The sequence below is a fragment of the Stenotrophomonas sp. 22385 genome, assembly GCF_052045085.1.
Lineage (GTDB): Bacteria > Pseudomonadota > Gammaproteobacteria > Xanthomonadales > Xanthomonadaceae > Stenotrophomonas.
In genome coordinates, this window is sequence record NZ_JBQEOG010000011.1 from 15606 (window position 1) to 32976 (window position 17371).

12 protein-coding genes are annotated in these 17371 nt (G+C 66.1%); 8 read left to right on the forward strand and 4 right to left on the reverse strand.

Annotated elements, in window-relative coordinates; genetic code table 11:
- Positions 1 to 36: 36 nt before the first annotated feature.
- The 7 genes from ACTJI4_RS17465 (at position 37) to ACTJI4_RS17495 (ending at position 5910) form a co-directional block, all read left to right on the forward strand.
- Complete coding sequence (locus ACTJI4_RS17465) at positions 37 to 516, forward strand: FKBP-type peptidyl-prolyl cis-trans isomerase (protein ID WP_392920143.1); 480 nt, start codon at positions 37 to 39, stop codon at positions 514 to 516.
- 115 nt (positions 517 to 631) lie between these two features.
- Positions 632 to 1831, forward strand: a complete 1200-nt coding sequence (locus ACTJI4_RS17470; RefSeq protein WP_392920958.1) for a DUF418 domain-containing protein — start codon at positions 632 to 634, stop codon at positions 1829 to 1831.
- A gap of 59 nt (positions 1832 to 1890) precedes the next feature.
- Complete coding sequence (gorA, locus tag ACTJI4_RS17475) at positions 1891 to 3246, forward strand: glutathione-disulfide reductase (RefSeq protein WP_440870072.1); 1356 nt, start codon at positions 1891 to 1893, stop codon at positions 3244 to 3246.
- Between the two features lie 63 nt (positions 3247 to 3309).
- Positions 3310 to 4230 (forward strand): DMT family transporter, encoded by a 921-nt coding sequence (locus ACTJI4_RS17480; protein WP_392920136.1) that lies wholly within the window; start codon positions 3310 to 3312, stop codon positions 4228 to 4230.
- 26 nt (positions 4231 to 4256) lie between these two features.
- Positions 4257 to 4595: an MGMT family protein gene (locus ACTJI4_RS17485; RefSeq protein WP_440870135.1), complete on the forward strand. Its 339-nt coding sequence runs from the start codon at positions 4257 to 4259 to the stop codon at positions 4593 to 4595.
- Between the two features lie 85 nt (positions 4596 to 4680).
- Positions 4681 to 5352: a rhomboid family intramembrane serine protease gene (locus ACTJI4_RS17490; protein ID WP_068853500.1), complete on the forward strand. Its 672-nt coding sequence runs from the start codon at positions 4681 to 4683 to the stop codon at positions 5350 to 5352.
- 39 nt (positions 5353 to 5391) lie between these two features.
- A complete protein-coding gene (locus tag ACTJI4_RS17495) occupies positions 5392 to 5910 on the forward strand; it encodes a DUF4166 domain-containing protein (RefSeq protein WP_440870073.1) in 519 nt (172 codons plus the stop codon).
- 49 nt (positions 5911 to 5959) lie between these two features.
- Here ACTJI4_RS17495 and ACTJI4_RS17500 read toward each other — a convergent pair whose 3' ends face one another.
- Complete coding sequence (locus ACTJI4_RS17500; RefSeq protein ID WP_392920127.1) at positions 5960 to 7969, reverse strand: M13 family metallopeptidase; 2010 nt, start codon at positions 7967 to 7969, stop codon at positions 5960 to 5962.
- A 188-nt stretch (positions 7970 to 8157) separates the two neighbouring features.
- Positions 8158 to 10272, reverse strand: a complete 2115-nt coding sequence (locus tag ACTJI4_RS17505; protein ID WP_440870136.1) for a M13 family metallopeptidase — start codon at positions 10270 to 10272, stop codon at positions 8158 to 8160.
- A gap of 121 nt (positions 10273 to 10393) precedes the next feature.
- Between ACTJI4_RS17505 and ACTJI4_RS17510 the strand changes: the two genes are divergently transcribed.
- Positions 10394 to 11989, forward strand: a complete 1596-nt coding sequence (locus ACTJI4_RS17510) for a phytoene desaturase family protein (protein WP_440870074.1) — start codon at positions 10394 to 10396, stop codon at positions 11987 to 11989.
- Between the two features lie 72 nt (positions 11990 to 12061).
- Here ACTJI4_RS17510 and ACTJI4_RS17515 read toward each other — a convergent pair whose 3' ends face one another.
- Entirely contained in the window at positions 12062 to 14092 is a 2031-nt protein-coding gene (locus tag ACTJI4_RS17515) for an alpha/beta hydrolase family protein (RefSeq protein WP_392920122.1), read from the reverse strand.
- Between the two features lie 94 nt (positions 14093 to 14186).
- Positions 14187 to 17162, reverse strand: coding sequence for a TonB-dependent receptor plug domain-containing protein (locus tag ACTJI4_RS17520; RefSeq protein WP_440870075.1), 2976 nt, complete (start codon positions 17160 to 17162; stop codon positions 14187 to 14189).
- Positions 17163 to 17371 lie beyond the last annotated feature (209 nt).

Below are 17371 nucleotides of genomic sequence, written 5' to 3' on the forward strand. Positions count from 1 at the left end.
CCGTCTGCCCTGGCAGCCTCAGCACAAGAGTTCCGCATGAAGATCGAAAAAGACCGCGTCGTCCGCTTCCATTACACCGTTGCCGAGCAGGGCCAGGAGCCGATCGAAAGCTCCAGGGACCGGGATCCGCTGGCGATCCTGATCGGCCACGGCAACATCATTCCGGGCCTGGAAGCGGCGATGCTCGACAAGGAAGCCGGCGCCACCTTCGACGTCGACGTCAAGGCGGCCGACGCCTACGGCGAGCGCAAGGAAGGCCTGACCCAGCGCGTGCCGAAGAAGCACTTCGGTGACACCCGCCTGGTGAAGGGGCAGCAGGTGGTGCTGCAGACCAACTTCGGCCCGCGCGCGGTGACCGTTGAGAAGGTCGGCATGAGCGTTGTCGATGTGGACCTCAACCACCCGATGGCCGGCAAGGATCTGCACTTCTCCGTGGAGATCGTCGACGTGCGTGAAGCCGCCGCCGAGGAACTCGAGCACGGCCACGTGCACGGTGACGGCGGCCACCAGCACTGAGTGCGGATGTCCCCGGCAGCCACGCAGGGCGTGGTGTTGCCGGGGTCATGCAGCCACGCAGGGCGTGGCTCTACCCGCCCTGCCAAGCGAGTCGCCCGTGAAGCCTGTTTCCCCCATGCTGCAGCCGGTGGCCGTCAGCGACCGCATCGAAGTCATCGACATCCTGCGCGGGGTCGCGCTGCTCGGCATCCTGCTGATGAACATGGAAGCGCTGAGCGGCCCGCTCGACCTGGCCTTCACCGGTATCGATCCGCATTGGCAGGGGCTGGACTACTGGGCCGACGCGGCCATCTACGTGCTGGTACAGGGCAAGTTCTTCACGTTGTTCTCGCTGCTGTTCGGCGCCGGCTTTGCGATCATGGCGCAACGTGCCGAAGCGGCGCGCCGCGACTTCACCACCTTCTACCTTCGCCGCAGCGGTGGCCTGCTGCTGATCGGCCTGTGTCATGCGCTGCTGGTCTGGTCCGGCGACATCCTGGTGATCTACGCACTGGTGTCGCTGCCGCTGCTGGCCACGCGCGAAGCGCCGCAGCGCTGGCTGCCGGCGATGGGGGTGATCACCTACCTGTGTGCGGCGGCGATGATGTTGCTGCTGGGCGCGATGCTGGGCCTGGTCGGGCAGGTCGAGGGTGATGGCGGCAGCCTGGGCTCGGCCATCGCAGCGGGCCAGCAGACGGTTGAACTGCAACGCCAGGCCTACGGCCATGGCAGCTTCGGCCAGGCGGTGGCGCAACGGGCCAGTGATCTGGGCACGTCGCTGTCCGGGGCGCTGATCATCGGCCCGGAAGTGCTGGGCATGTTCCTGCTGGGCAGCTGGTTCGCGCGCAGTGGCGCGCTTGCCGAGCCGACGCGCTTCGAGCGCCTGTACCGCTGGCTGCGCCGCGGCGCGTTGCCGTCTGGACTGCTGTTGATGCTCATCAGCGCGAGCTGGGTGCCGTACCTGGCGCCAGGCACATTCACGCCCACCACCGGCGCGGCGTATGCATTGTCTTCGCTGGCCAGCCTGCTGATGTGCCTGGGTTACCTGGCCTGGGTCGTGCACTGGCGGCAACGCCTGCGCATGCTGGCGCCCATGGGGCGGATGGCGCTGACCCAGTACATCCTGCAGTCGCTGGTCTGTACCTGGTTGTTCTACGGCTACGGGTTGGGTGCGTTCGAGACGATGCCGCGCGTCTGGCAGATTCCGTTCGCGGTGGCGTTGTTCGCAGCACAGGTGCTGCTCAGCCATGCATGGCTGCGCCACTTCCGGTTCGGTCCGCTGGAATGGGTCTGGCGCGCAATGACCTATGGGCATTGGCCGGCGTTGCGCCGATGAAACGATTCAAGCCGCGTCGTCACGTCTGAATCGCGGCCTGGCGTGGCATGCTGACGCCCATGACAACGCAATACGACTACGATCTGATCGTGCTGGGCGGTGGCTCCGGCGGCTTGGCCGCAGCCTTCCGCGCGGCCCAGCATGGCAAGCGGGTGGCGATGCTGGAACCGGGCGAACTGGGCGGCACCTGCGTCAACGTGGGCTGCGTGCCGAAGAAGGCGATGTGGCTGGCAGCCGACCTTTCCGGGCGCATCGGGCTGGCCGCGGCGATGGGCTTCGATGTGCCGGCGCGAGCGGCGCTGGACTGGAAGGAGCTGGTGGTGCATCGCCAGGCCTACATCGCCAATATCCATGCCAGCTACCTCAAGCGCCTCAACGACAACAACGTGGTGCGCGTGCCGCGCAGGGGCCGGCTGCTGGATGCGCACACGGTGGAGTGCAGCGATGGCATCCGCATCAGCGCCGAACATGTGCTGCTGGCCACCGGTGCGTACCCACAACGGCCCGACATTCCCGGCGCGGAGCTTGGTTCGGTGTCGGACGACTTCTTCAACCTGTGCGGTGCCCCCGGTCGCGTAGCGATCGTGGGCGGCGGCTACATCGCCGTGGAACTGGCCGGCCTGCTGCAGGCGCTCGGCAGCCGGGTAACGCTGCTGGTGCGGGGCGCGCGGCTGCTGGAGCGCTTCGATGCCGAACTCACCGCGCAGCTGGCCGAGAACCTGCGCCATCAGGGCGTGCAGCTGTACTTCAACTACCGGCTGCGGGAATTGCGGCGCGATGGCGATGACCTCGTTGCGTACGGTCACGACGGTCCGACCGAGCCGCGCTTCGACCAGGTGTTTTTCGCCACCGGCCGGCGCGGCAACAGCGCCGGGCTGGGCCTGGAGGCGCTCGGTATCGGGATTGGCGGGAAAGGGGAGGTCGAGGTCGATGAGTGGCAGACCACCGCGGTGCCCAGCGTGCACGCGGTGGGCGACATCGCTGGCAAGGTCGGCCTGACCCCGGTGGCGATCGCCGCTGCGCGCAGATTGATGGACCGCCTGTTCGGCGGGCAGCCGCAGGCGAAGATGGATTACCGCAACATTGCCAGTGTGGTGTTCTCCCACCCTGCGTTGGGCGCGGTGGGCATGAGTGAGGAAGAAGCACGTGCCTGCCACGGCGATGTGCGCGTATACCGCAGCAACTTCCGGCCGATGCTGCAGGCGCTGGCCGACGGTACGCAGCGCAGCGTTTTCAAACTGGTGTGTGTGGGCGAAGATGAGCGCGTAGTGGGGGTGCACCTGCTGGGCGAGTCGGCCGACGAGATCCTGCAGGGTTTCGCGGTGGCGGTGAAGATGGGCGTCACCAAGGCCCAGCTCGACGAGACTGTCGCCATCCATCCCACATCGTCGGAAGAGGTGGTGTTGATGCGCTGAGGCGTATCACCCCCACCTTGGCAGCTGCCGACCGTTGCTTGGTAGGCATCAGCGGATGCGACAATGCGTGGGATGTCGCACGCCCTTCCCACTTCCTCCCCGCGCCTTGCCACCTCCGGCATCCTGCTCGCCGCTGTCGGCGCGGTCGCCGCCTCGGGCAAGGCCGTGATCGTCAAGCTCGCGTATCGCCATGGCGTGGATGCCACCACGCTGCTGGCGCTGCGCATGCTGATGGCGTTGCCGCTGTTCGCCGTGCTTGCGGTGTGGTCGGCGCGCCGCGCCACCGCGCTGTCCTGGGCCGACCGTGGCCGGGTGGCGTGGCTGGGCTTCACCGGCTATTACCTTTCCAGCCTGCTCGACTTCCAGGGACTGCAGTACATCAGTGTGACTCTGGAACGGCTGATCCTGTACCTCAATCCCACGCTGGTGCTGCTGATCAGCCTGGTGCTGCTGAAGAAGCGGCCCGGGCGCTGGCAGGTGGCGGCGCTCGTGCTGAGCTATCTCGGCGTGCTGCTCGCCTTCGGCCACGACCTGCAGCTGGAAGGCGGGCGCATCGTGCTGGGCAGCGCGCTGGTGTTCGCCAGTGCGCTCAGCTACGCGCTGTACCTGTTCGGCAGCGGCCAGGTGGTGGCGCGGATCGGCGCGATCCGGCTCACTGCCTATGCCAGCTGCGTGGCCTGCGTGCTGTGCGTGCTGCACTTCGCGGTGCTGCACCCGCTGCCGGTGCTGTTCCAGCAACCGGGGCCGGTGTACTGGCTGTCGCTGGTCAATGCGACGGTCTGCACCGTGCTGCCGGTGCTGGCGATCATGCTGGCAGTGAAGCGGATCGGCTCGTCGCTGGCCGCGCAGGTAGGTATGCTCGGGCCGGTATCCACCATCGTGATGAGTCTATGGCTGCTCGACGAACCCATGGGCCCCTGGCAGGTCCTGGGGACGGCGCTGGTACTGGTCGGCGTGCTGCTGGTCAGCCGCGTGCGCGCGTGAAGAAACCCGCGTCGCCGGCCGACGCGGTGGACGCTGCCGCCCAGGCGCGCGCGCGCATCCTGGCGGTGATCCGGGCCATCCCGCGCGGGCAGGTGATGGGGTACGGCCAGGTGGCCGCCCGGGCCGGGCTGCCGGGACGGGCGCGACTCACCGCCCGGGTGCTGGGCATGAACGATGATCCGGACCTGCCCTGGCACCGGGTGCTGCGCTCGGACGGGCGCATCGCGATGCCGGAAGGCTCGCGTGGCTGGCGCGAGCAGAACCAGCGGCTGCGCGCCGAAGGGGTGCTGATGGAGCGGGGCCGGGTCAGGCACATGCCGCGCGGGGACGATGATCTGGACGCTGTCTTGTGGGGGCCCGTGTAGAGCGTCGGAAGCCGGCCAACGGCCGGGGCTACCACGCCGTGCCGTAGGCGCGGCTATGATGGGCGCGGTTCCAAAGGATGCCCCCATGTTTCCGCGACTGCCCACTGTCACCAAAGCACTGTTGATTGCCAATATCGTGCTGTTCCTGCTGCAGCAGCCGTTCCTGCTCGGCAACGGCACGTTCGAGCCGTTCATGCTGCAACCGCTGCGCGGTGGCTTCGACCCGTTCTCGCCCGGCGGCAACTTCCAGCCGTGGCAGCTGCTGACCTATGGGTTCCTGCACGGCAGCTTCGGGCACCTGTTCTTCAACATGCTGGCGCTCTTCATGTTCGGTGCGCCGCTGGAGCAGACCTGGGGCGAGAAGCGCTTCCTGACCTATTACCTGGTGTGCGTGGCCGGTGCCGGCCTGTGCCAGCTGGCCGTAGGCGCGATGATCGCCGACCCGGCCACGGTGCTGGGCGCATCCGGTGGCGTGTTCGGCCTGTTGCTGGCCTACGGCATGCTGTTCCCCAACCAGCGCGTGATGCTGTTGTTCCCGCCCATTCCGATGAAGGCGCGCACCTTCGTGATCGTGTTCGGCGTAATGGAACTGGTGCTCGGCGCCACCGGCTGGCAACCGGGCGTGGCCCACTTCGCCCACCTGGGTGGCATGCTGTTCGGCTGGCTGCTGATCCGCTATTGGCGGGGGCAGCCCCCATTCAACCGGCGCCCGCCGGGTGGCCCGAAACGGCCCAACCACCTGCGCAGCGTGAAGTAACTGAGAGAGGATCGCGCCGCCGTCAGCCTGTACCGGCGAGTGCTGGGCAGCGCGTTCGATGCGCTGCCTGCGCAGGTGCAGGCGCTGCACGATACGTCCGGTCCGCACCGCTGGAGCGGCAGGGCGCAGGTCCGTCGTGGCACCGGGCTGTTGTCACGCCTGGTTGCGGCGGTGATCGGCTTTCCGAAGGCGCACACCGATGTGCCGGTCACCGTGACCTTCACGCCGGACCGCGGCATCGAGCGCTGGACGCGTGATTTTGGCGGACGCCGGTTTACCTCATGGCAAAGACGCGGGGCAGGGCGCAACGATGCGCTGCTGGTCGAGCGCTTTGGGTTGATCGAGGTCGCGTTGGCGCTGGTGGTGGCGGACGATCGGTTGATGCTGGTGCCACGCCGCTGGTCGTGCCTGGGCGTGCCGCTGCCGAACGCGTTGTTGCCCAGGGGCACCACCTTCGAGACCGAAGTGGATGGCCGGTTTGTGTTCAACGTGGAGATCGCCGCACTTGGGGTGGGGTTGATCGTTGCGTATCGCGGATCCCTGCAACCGGCGGGGTAAAAAAAGGGCGCCCATGGGGCGCCCTTCTTTCAATCCATCATCGCCCCGCTCAGCGCCAGACCTTGATCTGGTCGGCGTCCACGCGCTGCATCGGCTGGCCCGGCTTGCAGCTGAAGGTGGCACCGAAGGCAGGCAGGTTGGACAGCGGCACGTTGGTGCGCCACTTGCCCGGGGCCAGCGTGTCGGCGGTCAGCCTCTGCGCGGCTTCGCTTGGCGACAGCTGCTGTGGCCACAGCGCGGCCCAGGCACGGAAGAAGCCCTGCTGCGTCGCCGGCTTGGCGTCCGGTTCGGCCGACTTGTAAGCCGCCCACGCCAGTTCCACGCCTGCCAGGTCGGCCAGGTTCTCTTCGCGGGTCAGCTCGCCATTGACCTTGGCACCCTTGACGCCGGGGAAGTCGAGGCTGCTGTATTGCGCGGCCACGCGGTTGCCCAGCAGGTTCCAGGCGGTCTTGTCGGCCGGGGTCCACCAGCTGCGCAGCTCGCCCTTGGAATCCACCAGCGACCCCTTGGCATCGATCGCACGGGTCAGTTCGTGGGCGACCAGCGCACCGTAGCTGCCGTACCGGTCTGCGGTATCGGCCTTGGCATTGAACACCGGGCCCTGCAGCACGGCGGCGGTGACGATCAGGCGGTTCTGCGCGATGTCATAGGCCAGCGCCGGCTGCTGCGGCAGCACGTCCCAGCGCCGGTCGGCGTTGCCCTTGCCGATACGCTTCATTTCCTCGCGGTGGCGCCAGGTGGAGGCGATCAGCATGTTGCCGCCGAAGCTGCCACGGCCCATAGGCTGCACGCTGTAGTCCAGGTCGCGCAGGGGTGTGCCGATCTCGATCTTCAGCGCAGCCAGCTTGGCCTGGGCTTCGGTCTTGGCGTCCGGGCTCAACCAGCCGCTGGCCTTGACCGCCTCGATCTGGGTCTCGCGGATCTTGTCGACGATCACGGCGGCCTGGCGGCGGTCATCGGCCGAGAGGTAACGCGCGGCGTACTCGCGGCCGACCATCGGGCCGGCGGCCACGTTCATGGCATTGAGCACCTGTTCCCAGCGTGCCGGGGCGATGGTTTCACCACGGATCACGCGGCCACGGAACTCAAACTCCGCATCGCGGTAGGCCTTGGACAGGTAGGGGGCCATGGCATCGCCCACGCGCCAGCGCAGGTACGCCTTCCACTGGTCCGGTTTGATCCGGGTGACCATGCCGTCAAGGGCCTTGAACAGCTCCGGGTCGGACAGCGAGACCAGATCGTCGTTGACGCCCTGTGCCTTCAGGAAGGCATCCAGCTGCAGATTGCGGTAACGGCTGTTGAGTTCCTTGGTGGAAATCGGCGCGTAGTTGTTGAAGGGATTGTTGATGCCTGCCAGCGACTGCGCATTGCGCGCCAGTTCGGTTTCCAGCGCGATCACCGCCTGCGACTCGGCGTCCAGTTTGTCGGCCGCAGTGCCGGTCAAGGTCAGGATCTGCTTGACGTAGGTGCGGTAGCGGCCCATCAGCGCCACGGTGTCGGCGTCGGTGCGGGTGTAGAAGGCCGGGTCGGGCAGGCCCATCCCACCCTGCATGAAGTAGCCGATGTGACGATCCAGCGCCTTCAGGTCCACGTCCGGGGCGAAGTTGAAGGCCACCGGGATGCCGACCTGGTGCAGCGCGGCAATCGAGGCCGGCACATCCTTGGCCTTCTTGATGGCGTTGATGCGGGTCAGCAGTGGCGCGATCGGGGCGCTGCCGTCTGCTTCCACGGCCGCTTCATCCAGGCCGCTGGCCCAGAAGTCGCCCAGCAGCTTCTGCACGTTGCCCTGCGGTGCCTTCATCGCGCCGTCCAGCAGCTCGCGCTGCTGCACGCGGGTGCGCTCGGCAAGCTGGCCGATGGCGGTGGTGGCACCGGTCTGCGGCACCGGGTTGGACTTCAGCCAGCTGGCGTTGGTGGCGTCGTAGAAGTCGCTGCACTGCGCGCTCACGGCGGGCGCACGGCCGGCGGCCTTTTTCTTCGGGGCGGCGGAGGCGTCGGTGACGACCAGGGTGGCCAGGCCCAGGCCGAGGGCGATGGCAAGCGGACGAAGGTTGGGCATGCGAAGCAAATCCAGAAGGATTGAAGACCGGCGCACTATAGCAAGACCGTATGGGAACACGGCATTCACCAGCGCCCCGGGTAGCACCGGCCGTTGGGAGGCAACCGGTAAAAAAGGCCGGCAGCCAATCAAACAAAAAGGCCCGGGACAATCCCGGGCCTTCGTGCGTCACGCCAAGGCGTGAACGATTACCAGATCACGACCTGCTTGTCGCCGGCGCGCACCATCGGCGACCCGGGCTTGCATTCGAACGCGGCCGCGAAGCTCGGCAGGTTCGACGGGGCACCCATGGCCCGGAACGCGGCCGGGGCGTGCGGGTCGGTGGCCAGGCGGACCTTGGCGTTTTCCGGGGTGTACTTGGTGCGCCACACGGTGGCCCAGTTGAAGAAGAAGCGCTGGTCGCGGCTGAAGCCATCCACCTTCGGGTCTTCCTTGCCGGCGCTGGCCTTCTGCAGGGCGTCGTAGGCGGTGGCCAGGCCGCCCAGGTCGGCGATGTTCTCGCCCAGGGTGAGCTTGCCGTTGACCGCCTGGTCGCCGACCTTGTAGCCGTCGAACTGGTTCACCAGCTTGCCGGTCAGCCCGCTGAAGTTCTTGGTGTCCGCATCGGTCCACCAGTTCTCGAAGTTGCCGGTCGGCCCGAAGCGGCTGCCCTGGTCGTCGTAACCGTGGGTCATTTCGTGGCCGATCACCGCACCGATGCCGCCGTAGTTCAGCGCGTCGTCGGCCTTCGGGTCGAAGAACGGCGGCTGCAGGATGGCCGCCGGGAACACGATCTCGTTCTGCAGCGGGTTGTAGTAGGCGTTGACCGTCTGCGGGGTCATGCCCCACTCGGTCTTGTCCACCGGCTTGCCGATCTTGCTCAGCGCGAACTTGTAGTTGAATTCGTTGGCCGCGCGCACGTTGCCGAAGTAGCTGTCACGGCCGGTGCTCAGGCCGCTCCAGTCGCGCCACTTGTCCGGGTAGCCGATCTTCGGGGTGAAGGTCTCCCACTTGGCGATCGCCTTGGCCTTGGTCTCATCGCTCATCCAGGTCAGGCCCTGGATACGCTCCTTGAGCGCCGCGGCCAGGTTCTTGACGAGTTCTTCCATCTTGGCCTTCGACTCGGGCGAGAAGGCGACCTTGACGTACAGCTGGCCGAAGGCTTCGCCGGCATCGTTTTCGATGGTGCCCAGCACGCGCTTCCAGCGCGGCTTCATTTCCTTCTGGCCGTTGAGGGTTTTGCCGTAGAACGCGTAGTTTTCCTGGGCGAAGGTGTCAGCCAGGAACGGCGATGCCGCATCCACGGTGTGGAAGCGCAGGTACGAACGCCACACCGACGGGTCGGTGTCGCCCAGCGCCTTGCTCACTTCCTGATGGAAGCTGGGGATGGCCAGCGAGAACTTCTCCGGTGCGGCAATGCCCTGCGCTTCGAAGAACCTGCTCCAGCTGAAGTTCGGGGTCAGCTTGTCGGCATCGGCCACGGTGACCGGGTTGTAGTACAGCGAGACATCGCGCGAGAGCTGTTCGCTGGACTTGGAGGCCTTGGCCAGGCGGGTTTCGAACTTGACCACGTCCGCCGCCTGCTTGGCGGCGTCGGCAGCGGCCACGCCGGACAGTTCCAGTACCTTGGCCACGTGCGCCTGGTAGGCCTTGAGCTTGTCGGCGTTCTTGGCGTCGGTGTAATAGGTGGTGTCCGGCAGGCCCAGGCCGCCCTGGCTGGCGTAGGCCATGTTCATGCTGGAGTTCTTGAAGTCCGCTTCCGGACCGAACCCGAACAGCACGTTCTGGCCCTTGGCGGCAGTGGTACGCAGGTAGTTGGCAATGGCGTCCTTGTCCTGCAGGCCGTCGATGGCGGCGAGATCGGCCTTGATCGGCTCGATGCCCTGCGCATTGATCTTGGCTTCGTCCATGCCGGTGGCCCAGAAGTCACCGACGATCTTCTCGATGCCGGTCGGGTTCTTCACCGCCGCGACCTGTTCGGCCAGCTGGTGCTGCACGGCGACCGAGCGCTCGTCCAGGATGGTGAAGGCACCCCAGCTGGTGCGGTCGCCCGGGATTTCATTGGCGGCCAGCCACTTGCTGTTCACGTAATCGCCGAAGGCGGTGCAGGCATCCAGGCTCTTGTCCAGGTCGGACGGGTGGAAGGCGTTGTAGGCCGGCAGCTTGGCTTCGTCGAGCTTGAACTCGGTGGCAGCCGGGGCGGCAGTGTTCGGGGTGGCGGTGGAGGCCGCGCTGTCCGTAGCCGAGGTTTCATTCTTGCCGCAGCCGACAAGCGCGGCAGTGACGGCCAGGGTCAGCAGAACAATCTTGGGAGTACGAGGGATCACTGGTAAGGCCTCCAGGCCGAAGAATCTTTCAGGAAGGCCCCCTTGGTGGGGCCGTGGGCCAGACGATACGCCGCTGGCCCGGCCTGCAAGGGTGTCGAAGGTCATGTATACAGGCTGCATGGGCACTTCAACGACGCGTACGTGGGATGCGGTCATCATCGGTGGCGGGCACAACGGCCTGGTCTGCGCGGCCTACCTGGCCCGAGCCGGGCAGCGGGTGCTGGTGCTGGAACGGCGGTCGGTGGTCGGCGGGGCGGCGGTGACCGAGGAGTTCCATCCCGGTTTCCGCAATTCGGTGGCTTCCTATACGGTGTCGCTGCTGCAGCCGCGCATCATCCAGGCGTTGGCGCTGGCCGAGCACGGGCTGCAGGTGGTGCCGCGGCGGATCAACAACTTCCTGCCGCTGGAGGGAGATTACCTGTTGGCCGGTGCCGGGCTGACCCGTTCGGAGGTGGCGCGCTTTTCCGCACGCGATGCCGAGCGCCTGCCGGCCTTCGAGCAGCGCCTGGAGGCTTTCGCCGATGTGCTGCGCGATCTCTCGCTGCAGGCGCCGCCGAACGTGGGCGAAGGCCATTGGCTGACCCAGCTGCCGGCACTCTGGCAGGCGGGCCAGCTGGGACGGCGGCTGCATGGGCTGGCGCCGGCGCTGCGCCAGGAACTGCTGGACCTGTTCACCATCTCGGCCTCGGAATACCTGGACCGCTGGTTCGAGAGCGAGCCGATCAAGGCCCTGTACGGGTTCGACGGCATCGTGGGCAACTACGCCAGCCCGGAAGCGCCAGGTTCGGCCTACGTTCTGCTTCACCACGCCTTTGGCGAGAGCAATGGAGTGAAGGGTGCCTGGGGCCACGCCATCGGTGGCATGGGCGCCATCACCCAGGCGATGGCGCGCTCGGCCATCGCCGCAGGGGCTGACATCCGTACCGACAGCGGTGTGCGCAGGGTCGTCGTCGAGCAGGGGCGCGCGGTAGGGGTGGAAACGCTGCAGGGCGATGTCATCCGCGCCCGCAGGGTGGTGGCCAACGTCAATCCCAAGCTGTTGTACGAACAGCTGCTGGCGCCTGATGAAGTGCCATTGGCCACCCGCGAGCGCATGACGAACTGGCGCTGTGGCTCCGGCACGTTCCGCATGAACGTCGCGCTGTCCGGCCTGCCCTCGTTTTCCGTGCTGCCTGGGGCAGGGGACCACCTCACGGCCGGCATCATCATGGCGCCCACGCTGGCCTACATGGAACGCGCCTACAACGATGCGCGCCAGCACGGCTGGTCACGCGAACCGATCGTGGAGATGCTGATCCCCAGCACGCTGGACGACTCGCTGGCGCCGCCCGGCCAGCATGTGGCCAGCCTGTTCTGCCAGCACGTGGCGCCGGTGCTGTCCGGTGGGCGCAGCTGGGACGACCACCGCGATGAAGTGGCCGATCTGATGATCGCAACGGTCGAGAAGCACGCGCCGGGATTCAGCGCATTGGTGCTGGGCCGGCAGGTGCTGAGTCCGTTGGACCTGGAACGTACCTTCGGGCTGATCGGTGGCGACATCTTCCACGGCGCGCTCAGCCTCAACCAGCTGTTCAGCGCCCGGCCGATGCTGGGCCAGGCCGACTATCGGGGTGCATTGCCGGGCCTGTACCTGTGCGGTTCGGGTACGCACCCTGGCGGTGGCGTCACCGGCGCGCCCGGGCACAATGCGGCGCAGGTCATCCTGCGCGGGTAAAAAAAGGCCACCCGAAGGTGGCCGATAATCATGGGAGCAGCCCACCGGAGGTGGGGTGCCCTCCAGCGGCGGTTACAGGCCGCCGCCACCACACCCCTTGCCCAGGTAATCATCGATCAGCCGCAGCTGGTCGCCCATGATCGCGCGCGTCCAGGCCGGGCCGTGCGCGTAGTCGGCGATGGCGTGGTATTCCACCGGCTGGCCGGAGTTCTTTGCCTTGGCCACGAACCATTCGGACTGTTCGATCGGCACGGTGCGGTCGCGGTCGCCGTGGTAGACCATCAGCGGGATTTTCATCTCGCCGGCCTTGTCCAGCGGGTTAAGGCCGTCCACCGTCTTGGCCTGGGCCTGGCGGAAGAACGGGTTGGTGTAGAACCGCGACCAGATCTTCTTGATGTCCGACACGCCGGCACCGGCAATGGCGCACTTGTACAGCCCGTTGGGGCGTACCGAGGCGGCGAATGCCGAATAGCCGCCGTAGGAGAAGCCGAACATGGCGATGTGGCCGGGCTGGGCGATCTTCTGGTCGATCATCCACTTGGCGCCATCATCCTTGTCGTCCTGCATCTTCTGGCCCCACTCGGCATCGCCGGCCATCCACAGCTTGCGGCTCCAGTCGGCCGAGCCGCGGAACTGCGGGCGCAGCACCGCCATGCAGCGCGATGCCATCAGTGGCACCCACATGGAACCGTCGAAGTCCATGCCATCGCGCGCCCACGGGCCGCCGTGCGGGTGGACGACAGCCTTCCACGGACCGGCGCCGCACAGTTCGGTGTTCGGCGTGGTCAGGAAAGCGGGGATGTCCAGGCCGTCACGGGCCTTGTAATAGACCAGCCTGGTCGTGCCCAGCGCGGCCGGGTCGATCTGCGGGTACGACTTGGCCAACTCGGTCAGCTGGCCGTTGTTGAACAGGTAGTAGGTGGGCGGGTCGGACGGGCCCGACACCACCACCAGGAACGTCTTGAGGTTGGCGCTGTAGTCCAGCAGGCGGATGGATCTGCCGCCATCAAGCTGGGTGGTGGCGCGCTGGCCGGTAGCCGGATCGACCAGGGTGACCTCGCTGGCCTGGATGCCCAGGGCCTGGCGCAGCCCCTGTTCGAGTGCCTTGAAGGTCGGGTCCGTCCACTGGATCTCGTTTTCGCGCGGCCCGCTGTAGCCCACGCCGAGCAGCGCGCCGAACGGGACGCCCTCGACGTTCCTGTAGCGGTTCATCACCACGTTGCCGGCATTGAAGAACTTGTGCTCGAACAGCACTTCCTTCTGCTTGCGCGCGGCGATGTCGTATTCGTAGATGACCGTCTTGTCGCGGCCCACGTTGCTCTGGATGAAGGCAATGTTCGGGTCGTCGGCGAAACCCACCACCTGGGTGATGTCCCGATCCTTCACGTGCGAGCGGAAGTGTTCCTCCCATGAATTGGTGGCCGGGTTGCGGAATTCGGTAGCAATGTATGCGCCGGTGCCATCCACGTCCTGGCGCAGGCGCGCGCGCAGTTCGCTGTTGAGGTCGGTGACATAACCGGCCACGCGCTCTTCGGTTTTCTGTATGCGCTGGGAGGTGAAGCTGCGCAGGTTGACCTTGTACACGTCACCGGAATTGCTGCCCGAGCCGTTGACCACCAGGATGTGGTCCGGGTCGCTGGGCAGGGTATCGAGCACGGTGGAGTTGGACAGGGCCTGCTCCAGTTCTTCATTGCGGCTGGTGGCGCGCGCCGGGCTGATCGGCTCCTTCCACTGCTTGCCTTCGATGTCGGTGATGAAGAACTTGCTGATGAAGGTCTTGTTGACCCGGTCGGTACGCAGGTCGTACGGCTGCCACAGGGTGACGGCCAGCAGGCCGTTCTTGATGAAACTCACGCTCTGGAACTTCATGCGGCCGGCACCGATGACGGTGGGCGCCTTGTCCAGGGCGTTGGTTTCCCAGACCACGATGACGCGCTCTTCGCCGTTGGCGCGCAGGCCGGCGATGTGCTTGCCATCGGGCGAGAGCGAAAGGCTGGAAATGGCCGGGAAGGCGGCCATCTGCTCGATGGTCGGCGCCACCGGCTTGGCGTGCAGCAGCGAGGAAGCACTGGCCAGGGCGGCCAGCAGAAGAATCCGTTTCATTGATGACCTCTGTTCATGGAGCGGGCCGACCAGCGGTTTAGCTGGGCCGGAAACGAGACCGCCGCCCCGAAGGGCGGCGGCTCGCGAAGCGGAATCAGAACGAGTAGGTGACGTTTGCGAAGTACTGGCGGCCCCAGTAATCGAAGCCGCTGTACAGCAACGCGTTGCCGACGGTGTTGTACACACCCTGGGAAATGGTCGGCGGTTCCTTGTCCGCCAGGTTGCGCACGCCGACGGTGGCCGACCACTTGTCTGCTTCGTACTGCACCGAGAACGACTGCAGGAAGTAGTTCGGGGTGTAGATCTTGTACGGCGAGGTGTCCGGCTCGAACAGACCCGGGTTGCGTTCTTCGTAGTAGGCGTAGCTGTCCATCTTGTCGGTCCAGTCGATACCGTAGCGGACCTGCCATTCCTTCCACTTGTACGCCAGGTCCATCGTGGCGGTGTTCTTCGGGCTGCGCAGCATGCCCGCGTAGTTCACCAGCGGATCGTCCGGGAAGATCTTGCTGGACTGTTCGATGTAGTGGGTGAACTGGGTGGTGGTGCGGAATTCACCCGGGCCGATGTCGCGGACATAGCGCAGAGTGAAGTCCAGGCCGCGCACCTTGTCGGTGGAGACGTTGATGAAGCCGTTGGTGACCGTCAGCGCGTTGGTCAGCGGGTTGCGGTCGACCAGGCGGCACAGGCCGTTGCCGGCGCTGAAGTCGGCGGTGGAGCTGCCGTAGCACGCTGCCAGGATGCCGGCGCCGCCTGCGTCCTGCACGCCGTTTTCGACCTTGATGTCGAAGTAATCGACAGCGAAGGACAGATCACCGAAGCCATTGCCGAACTCGGGCTGCAGCACCATGCCCAGAGTCTTGGCCGTGGAGGTTTCCGCCTTCAGGCCGGTGTCCGCACCCCCCTGGGTGATCACGGTGACGCCAGAGGTGGCGGTGAAGTCCGGCGGCAGCCCGAGCGAGGCGCAGTTCTGGTAACGCAGCGACGACGGGTCGCGGTCACCATACTCGTTGCAGGGATCGGAGGTGCTGCCCAGGAAGCCGGTGGTGCCACCCAGGAACTGTTCGTACAGCGCCGGGGCGCGGTAGGACGTGCCGTAGGACGCGCGGAACGAGAGCCACTTCACCGGGGTCCAGAGGCCACCGATCTTATAGGTCTCATCCGAGCCGTAGGACTTGTAATCGGTGTAACGGCCGGACAGGTTGACCGTCAGTTCTTCGGCAGCGGTGACGCCCGACAGCAGCGGCAGTTCCAGTTCGCCGTAGGCTTCGAACACCGAGTCGCTGCCGCGGGTCGGGGCGGCCGAGGTCAGGTTGAACAGGTCGCCGTCGATCGAGTACTGCGACGGACTGTCGTCGATCTTCGCCTTGCGGTATTCCACGCCGAATGCACCGGCTGCGGTGCCCTGCGGCATGTCGAACAACGGGCCGTTGACGTTGAAGTTGACCGTGTCTTCCTTGTACTTGGTGTTACCGGTGACCGGCACGAACACCCAGTTTTTCCAGTCGGAGGGCAGGTTGCCACCAATGGTGTTGGTGTTCAGCGGCGGGGCCGCGATGCAGCCGTTGGACGGGTCAACGCACGAGTAGCCACCGGCGCCGTTGGACACCACGTTCAGGCTCTGTGCCAGGCGGCTGGTCAGGAAGCTCTGGAAGGTGTAATCGGCATCGTTGTCCGAGTGCATGACGTTGAAGTCGTACTTCCACTCCGAGCCCAGGTTGCCACGCAGGCCGGCATTGAAGCGGTAGTAGTCGACGTTCTGCTTGCTCTGGTCATTGCCGAAGCCGATGAAGGCGCGCACGCCCATCGGCTGGCCGTTGGTCAGGTTGGTCGCCGGGCCGGCCACGCTGTCGCGGAGGTTGGCCGGGATCAGCGGGTTGCCCACCGCGTAGTCCAGTGACAGCTGGCGGTAGCCGGTCTGGGTGGACTTGCGCTTGTTGCCGAGGAACTCGTAATACAGCTCGGCATCACCCAGCACGCCGATGTCCACGCCGCCCTGGAAGAACAGGGTGTGGGTCTTGGCCGGCGAGATCAGCGACTGGTTCAGCATCGCATCGTCGAAGGTATCGCGGGTATAAGTGTCCACGCCTTCATAGCCGACCAGGCCGGTGGTGATGGCCGCATTCGGGCGCCAGCGGTTGAAGCGCGTGCCGGCACCGCCCGGGGCGGCAACGCCGGTACGGGTGTTGGTGGCGATGGTGTTGATGGTGACGCCACCGGCATCGAGCGTGTAGCACTTGGACTTGCCGGTCAGCGGGTCGATGAAGTCGCCGCTGCCCCAGTAGTCGCCTGCGTCGATGTCGCGGTACTTGTCGGTGGCGCAACGGGTCCAGTCGCGGTCGCGCAGGTTCAGGTCGTTGCGGATGTAGTACTCATACGAACCGGAGAAGTGCGAACGCTCGCCGGTGGTGCCGAACATGATCGAATAACGGCGCTGGTCACCGCCGCCGCCGTCGGTGGCGTTGTGCTGGGCTTCGAACGAAACGCCGTCGACCTTGGTCTTGGTGATGATATTGATGACGCCGGCCACCGCGTCGGAGCCGTAAATCGACGACGCGCCGTCCTTCAGGATTTCGATCCGGTCCACGATCGAGTTCGGCAGCACGTTGAGGTCGGCCGAGCCGACTGCACCACGCGAGCCGGCCGGCGCCACGCGGCGGCCGTTCAGCAGGATCAGGGTACGGGTCGGACCGAGGCCGCGCAGGCCGAGGGTGTTGGCACCCGGGCCGCCGTCGGTGACGTAGCCGCCATACGCGTTGTTGATCTGCGACGAGCCGGCAGTGACCGCGTTGCTCTGCAGGACGTCCGTAGTCGAGTTGAAGCCGGCCAGCACCGATTCCTGGCGGGTGACGACCTGTACCGGCGACACCGAGTTGAACGTGTCCTTGCTGATGCGCGAACCGGTGACGGTCACGGTGTCGAAGTTCGTGGTGGTCTTGGCTTTGGCGGCTTCTTCGGCCGTCTGGGTCGACGAGTTGTCCTGTGCGAACACCGGTGCCGACGCCGCGAACACCATCGCGGTGGCCAGGGCGAAGCTCAGCGGATTCCGGCTGAGCGACTTGCGATTCATCATCTTTGGATCCCCTTGGAACGATCGATTGCGTCAAACACCGGTGACATGGACCAGCAGGCGTCTCCGTGTGCCCTCGGATCAGGTCTTGGCAGTGACTGCCCCCCTGTTCACCAGCTTCACGAGCTGATGATTCGAGGTTAACACGGCCTTAACGCGCCCTGTCAACTGTTCATCAAGAGGTCATAAAGACAAGATAGGCACAGGGGAAC

Bases quoted from the DNA above. Each gene is read 5' to 3' on its own strand.
- gorA (WP_440870072.1), top strand. From the start codon at position 1,891: ATGACAACGCAATACGACTACGATCTGATCGTGCTGGGCGGTGGCTCC.
- ACTJI4_RS17510 (WP_440870074.1), top strand. From the start codon at position 10,394: ATGGGCACTTCAACGACGCGTACGTGGGATGCGGTCATCATCGGTGGC.
- ACTJI4_RS17490 (WP_068853500.1), top strand. From the start codon at position 4,681: ATGTTTCCGCGACTGCCCACTGTCACCAAAGCACTGTTGATTGCCAAT.
- ACTJI4_RS17520 (WP_440870075.1), bottom strand. From the start codon at position 17,162: ATGATGAATCGCAAGTCGCTCAGCCGGAATCCGCTGAGCTTCGCCCTG.
- ACTJI4_RS17465 (WP_392920143.1), top strand. From the start codon at position 37: ATGAAGATCGAAAAAGACCGCGTCGTCCGCTTCCATTACACCGTTGCC.
- ACTJI4_RS17500 (WP_392920127.1), bottom strand. From the start codon at position 7,969: ATGCCCAACCTTCGTCCGCTTGCCATCGCCCTCGGCCTGGGCCTGGCC.
- ACTJI4_RS17480 (WP_392920136.1), top strand. From the start codon at position 3,310: ATGCGTGGGATGTCGCACGCCCTTCCCACTTCCTCCCCGCGCCTTGCC.
- ACTJI4_RS17470 (WP_392920958.1), top strand. From the start codon at position 632: ATGCTGCAGCCGGTGGCCGTCAGCGACCGCATCGAAGTCATCGACATC.
- ACTJI4_RS17515 (WP_392920122.1), bottom strand. From the start codon at position 14,092: ATGAAACGGATTCTTCTGCTGGCCGCCCTGGCCAGTGCTTCCTCGCTG.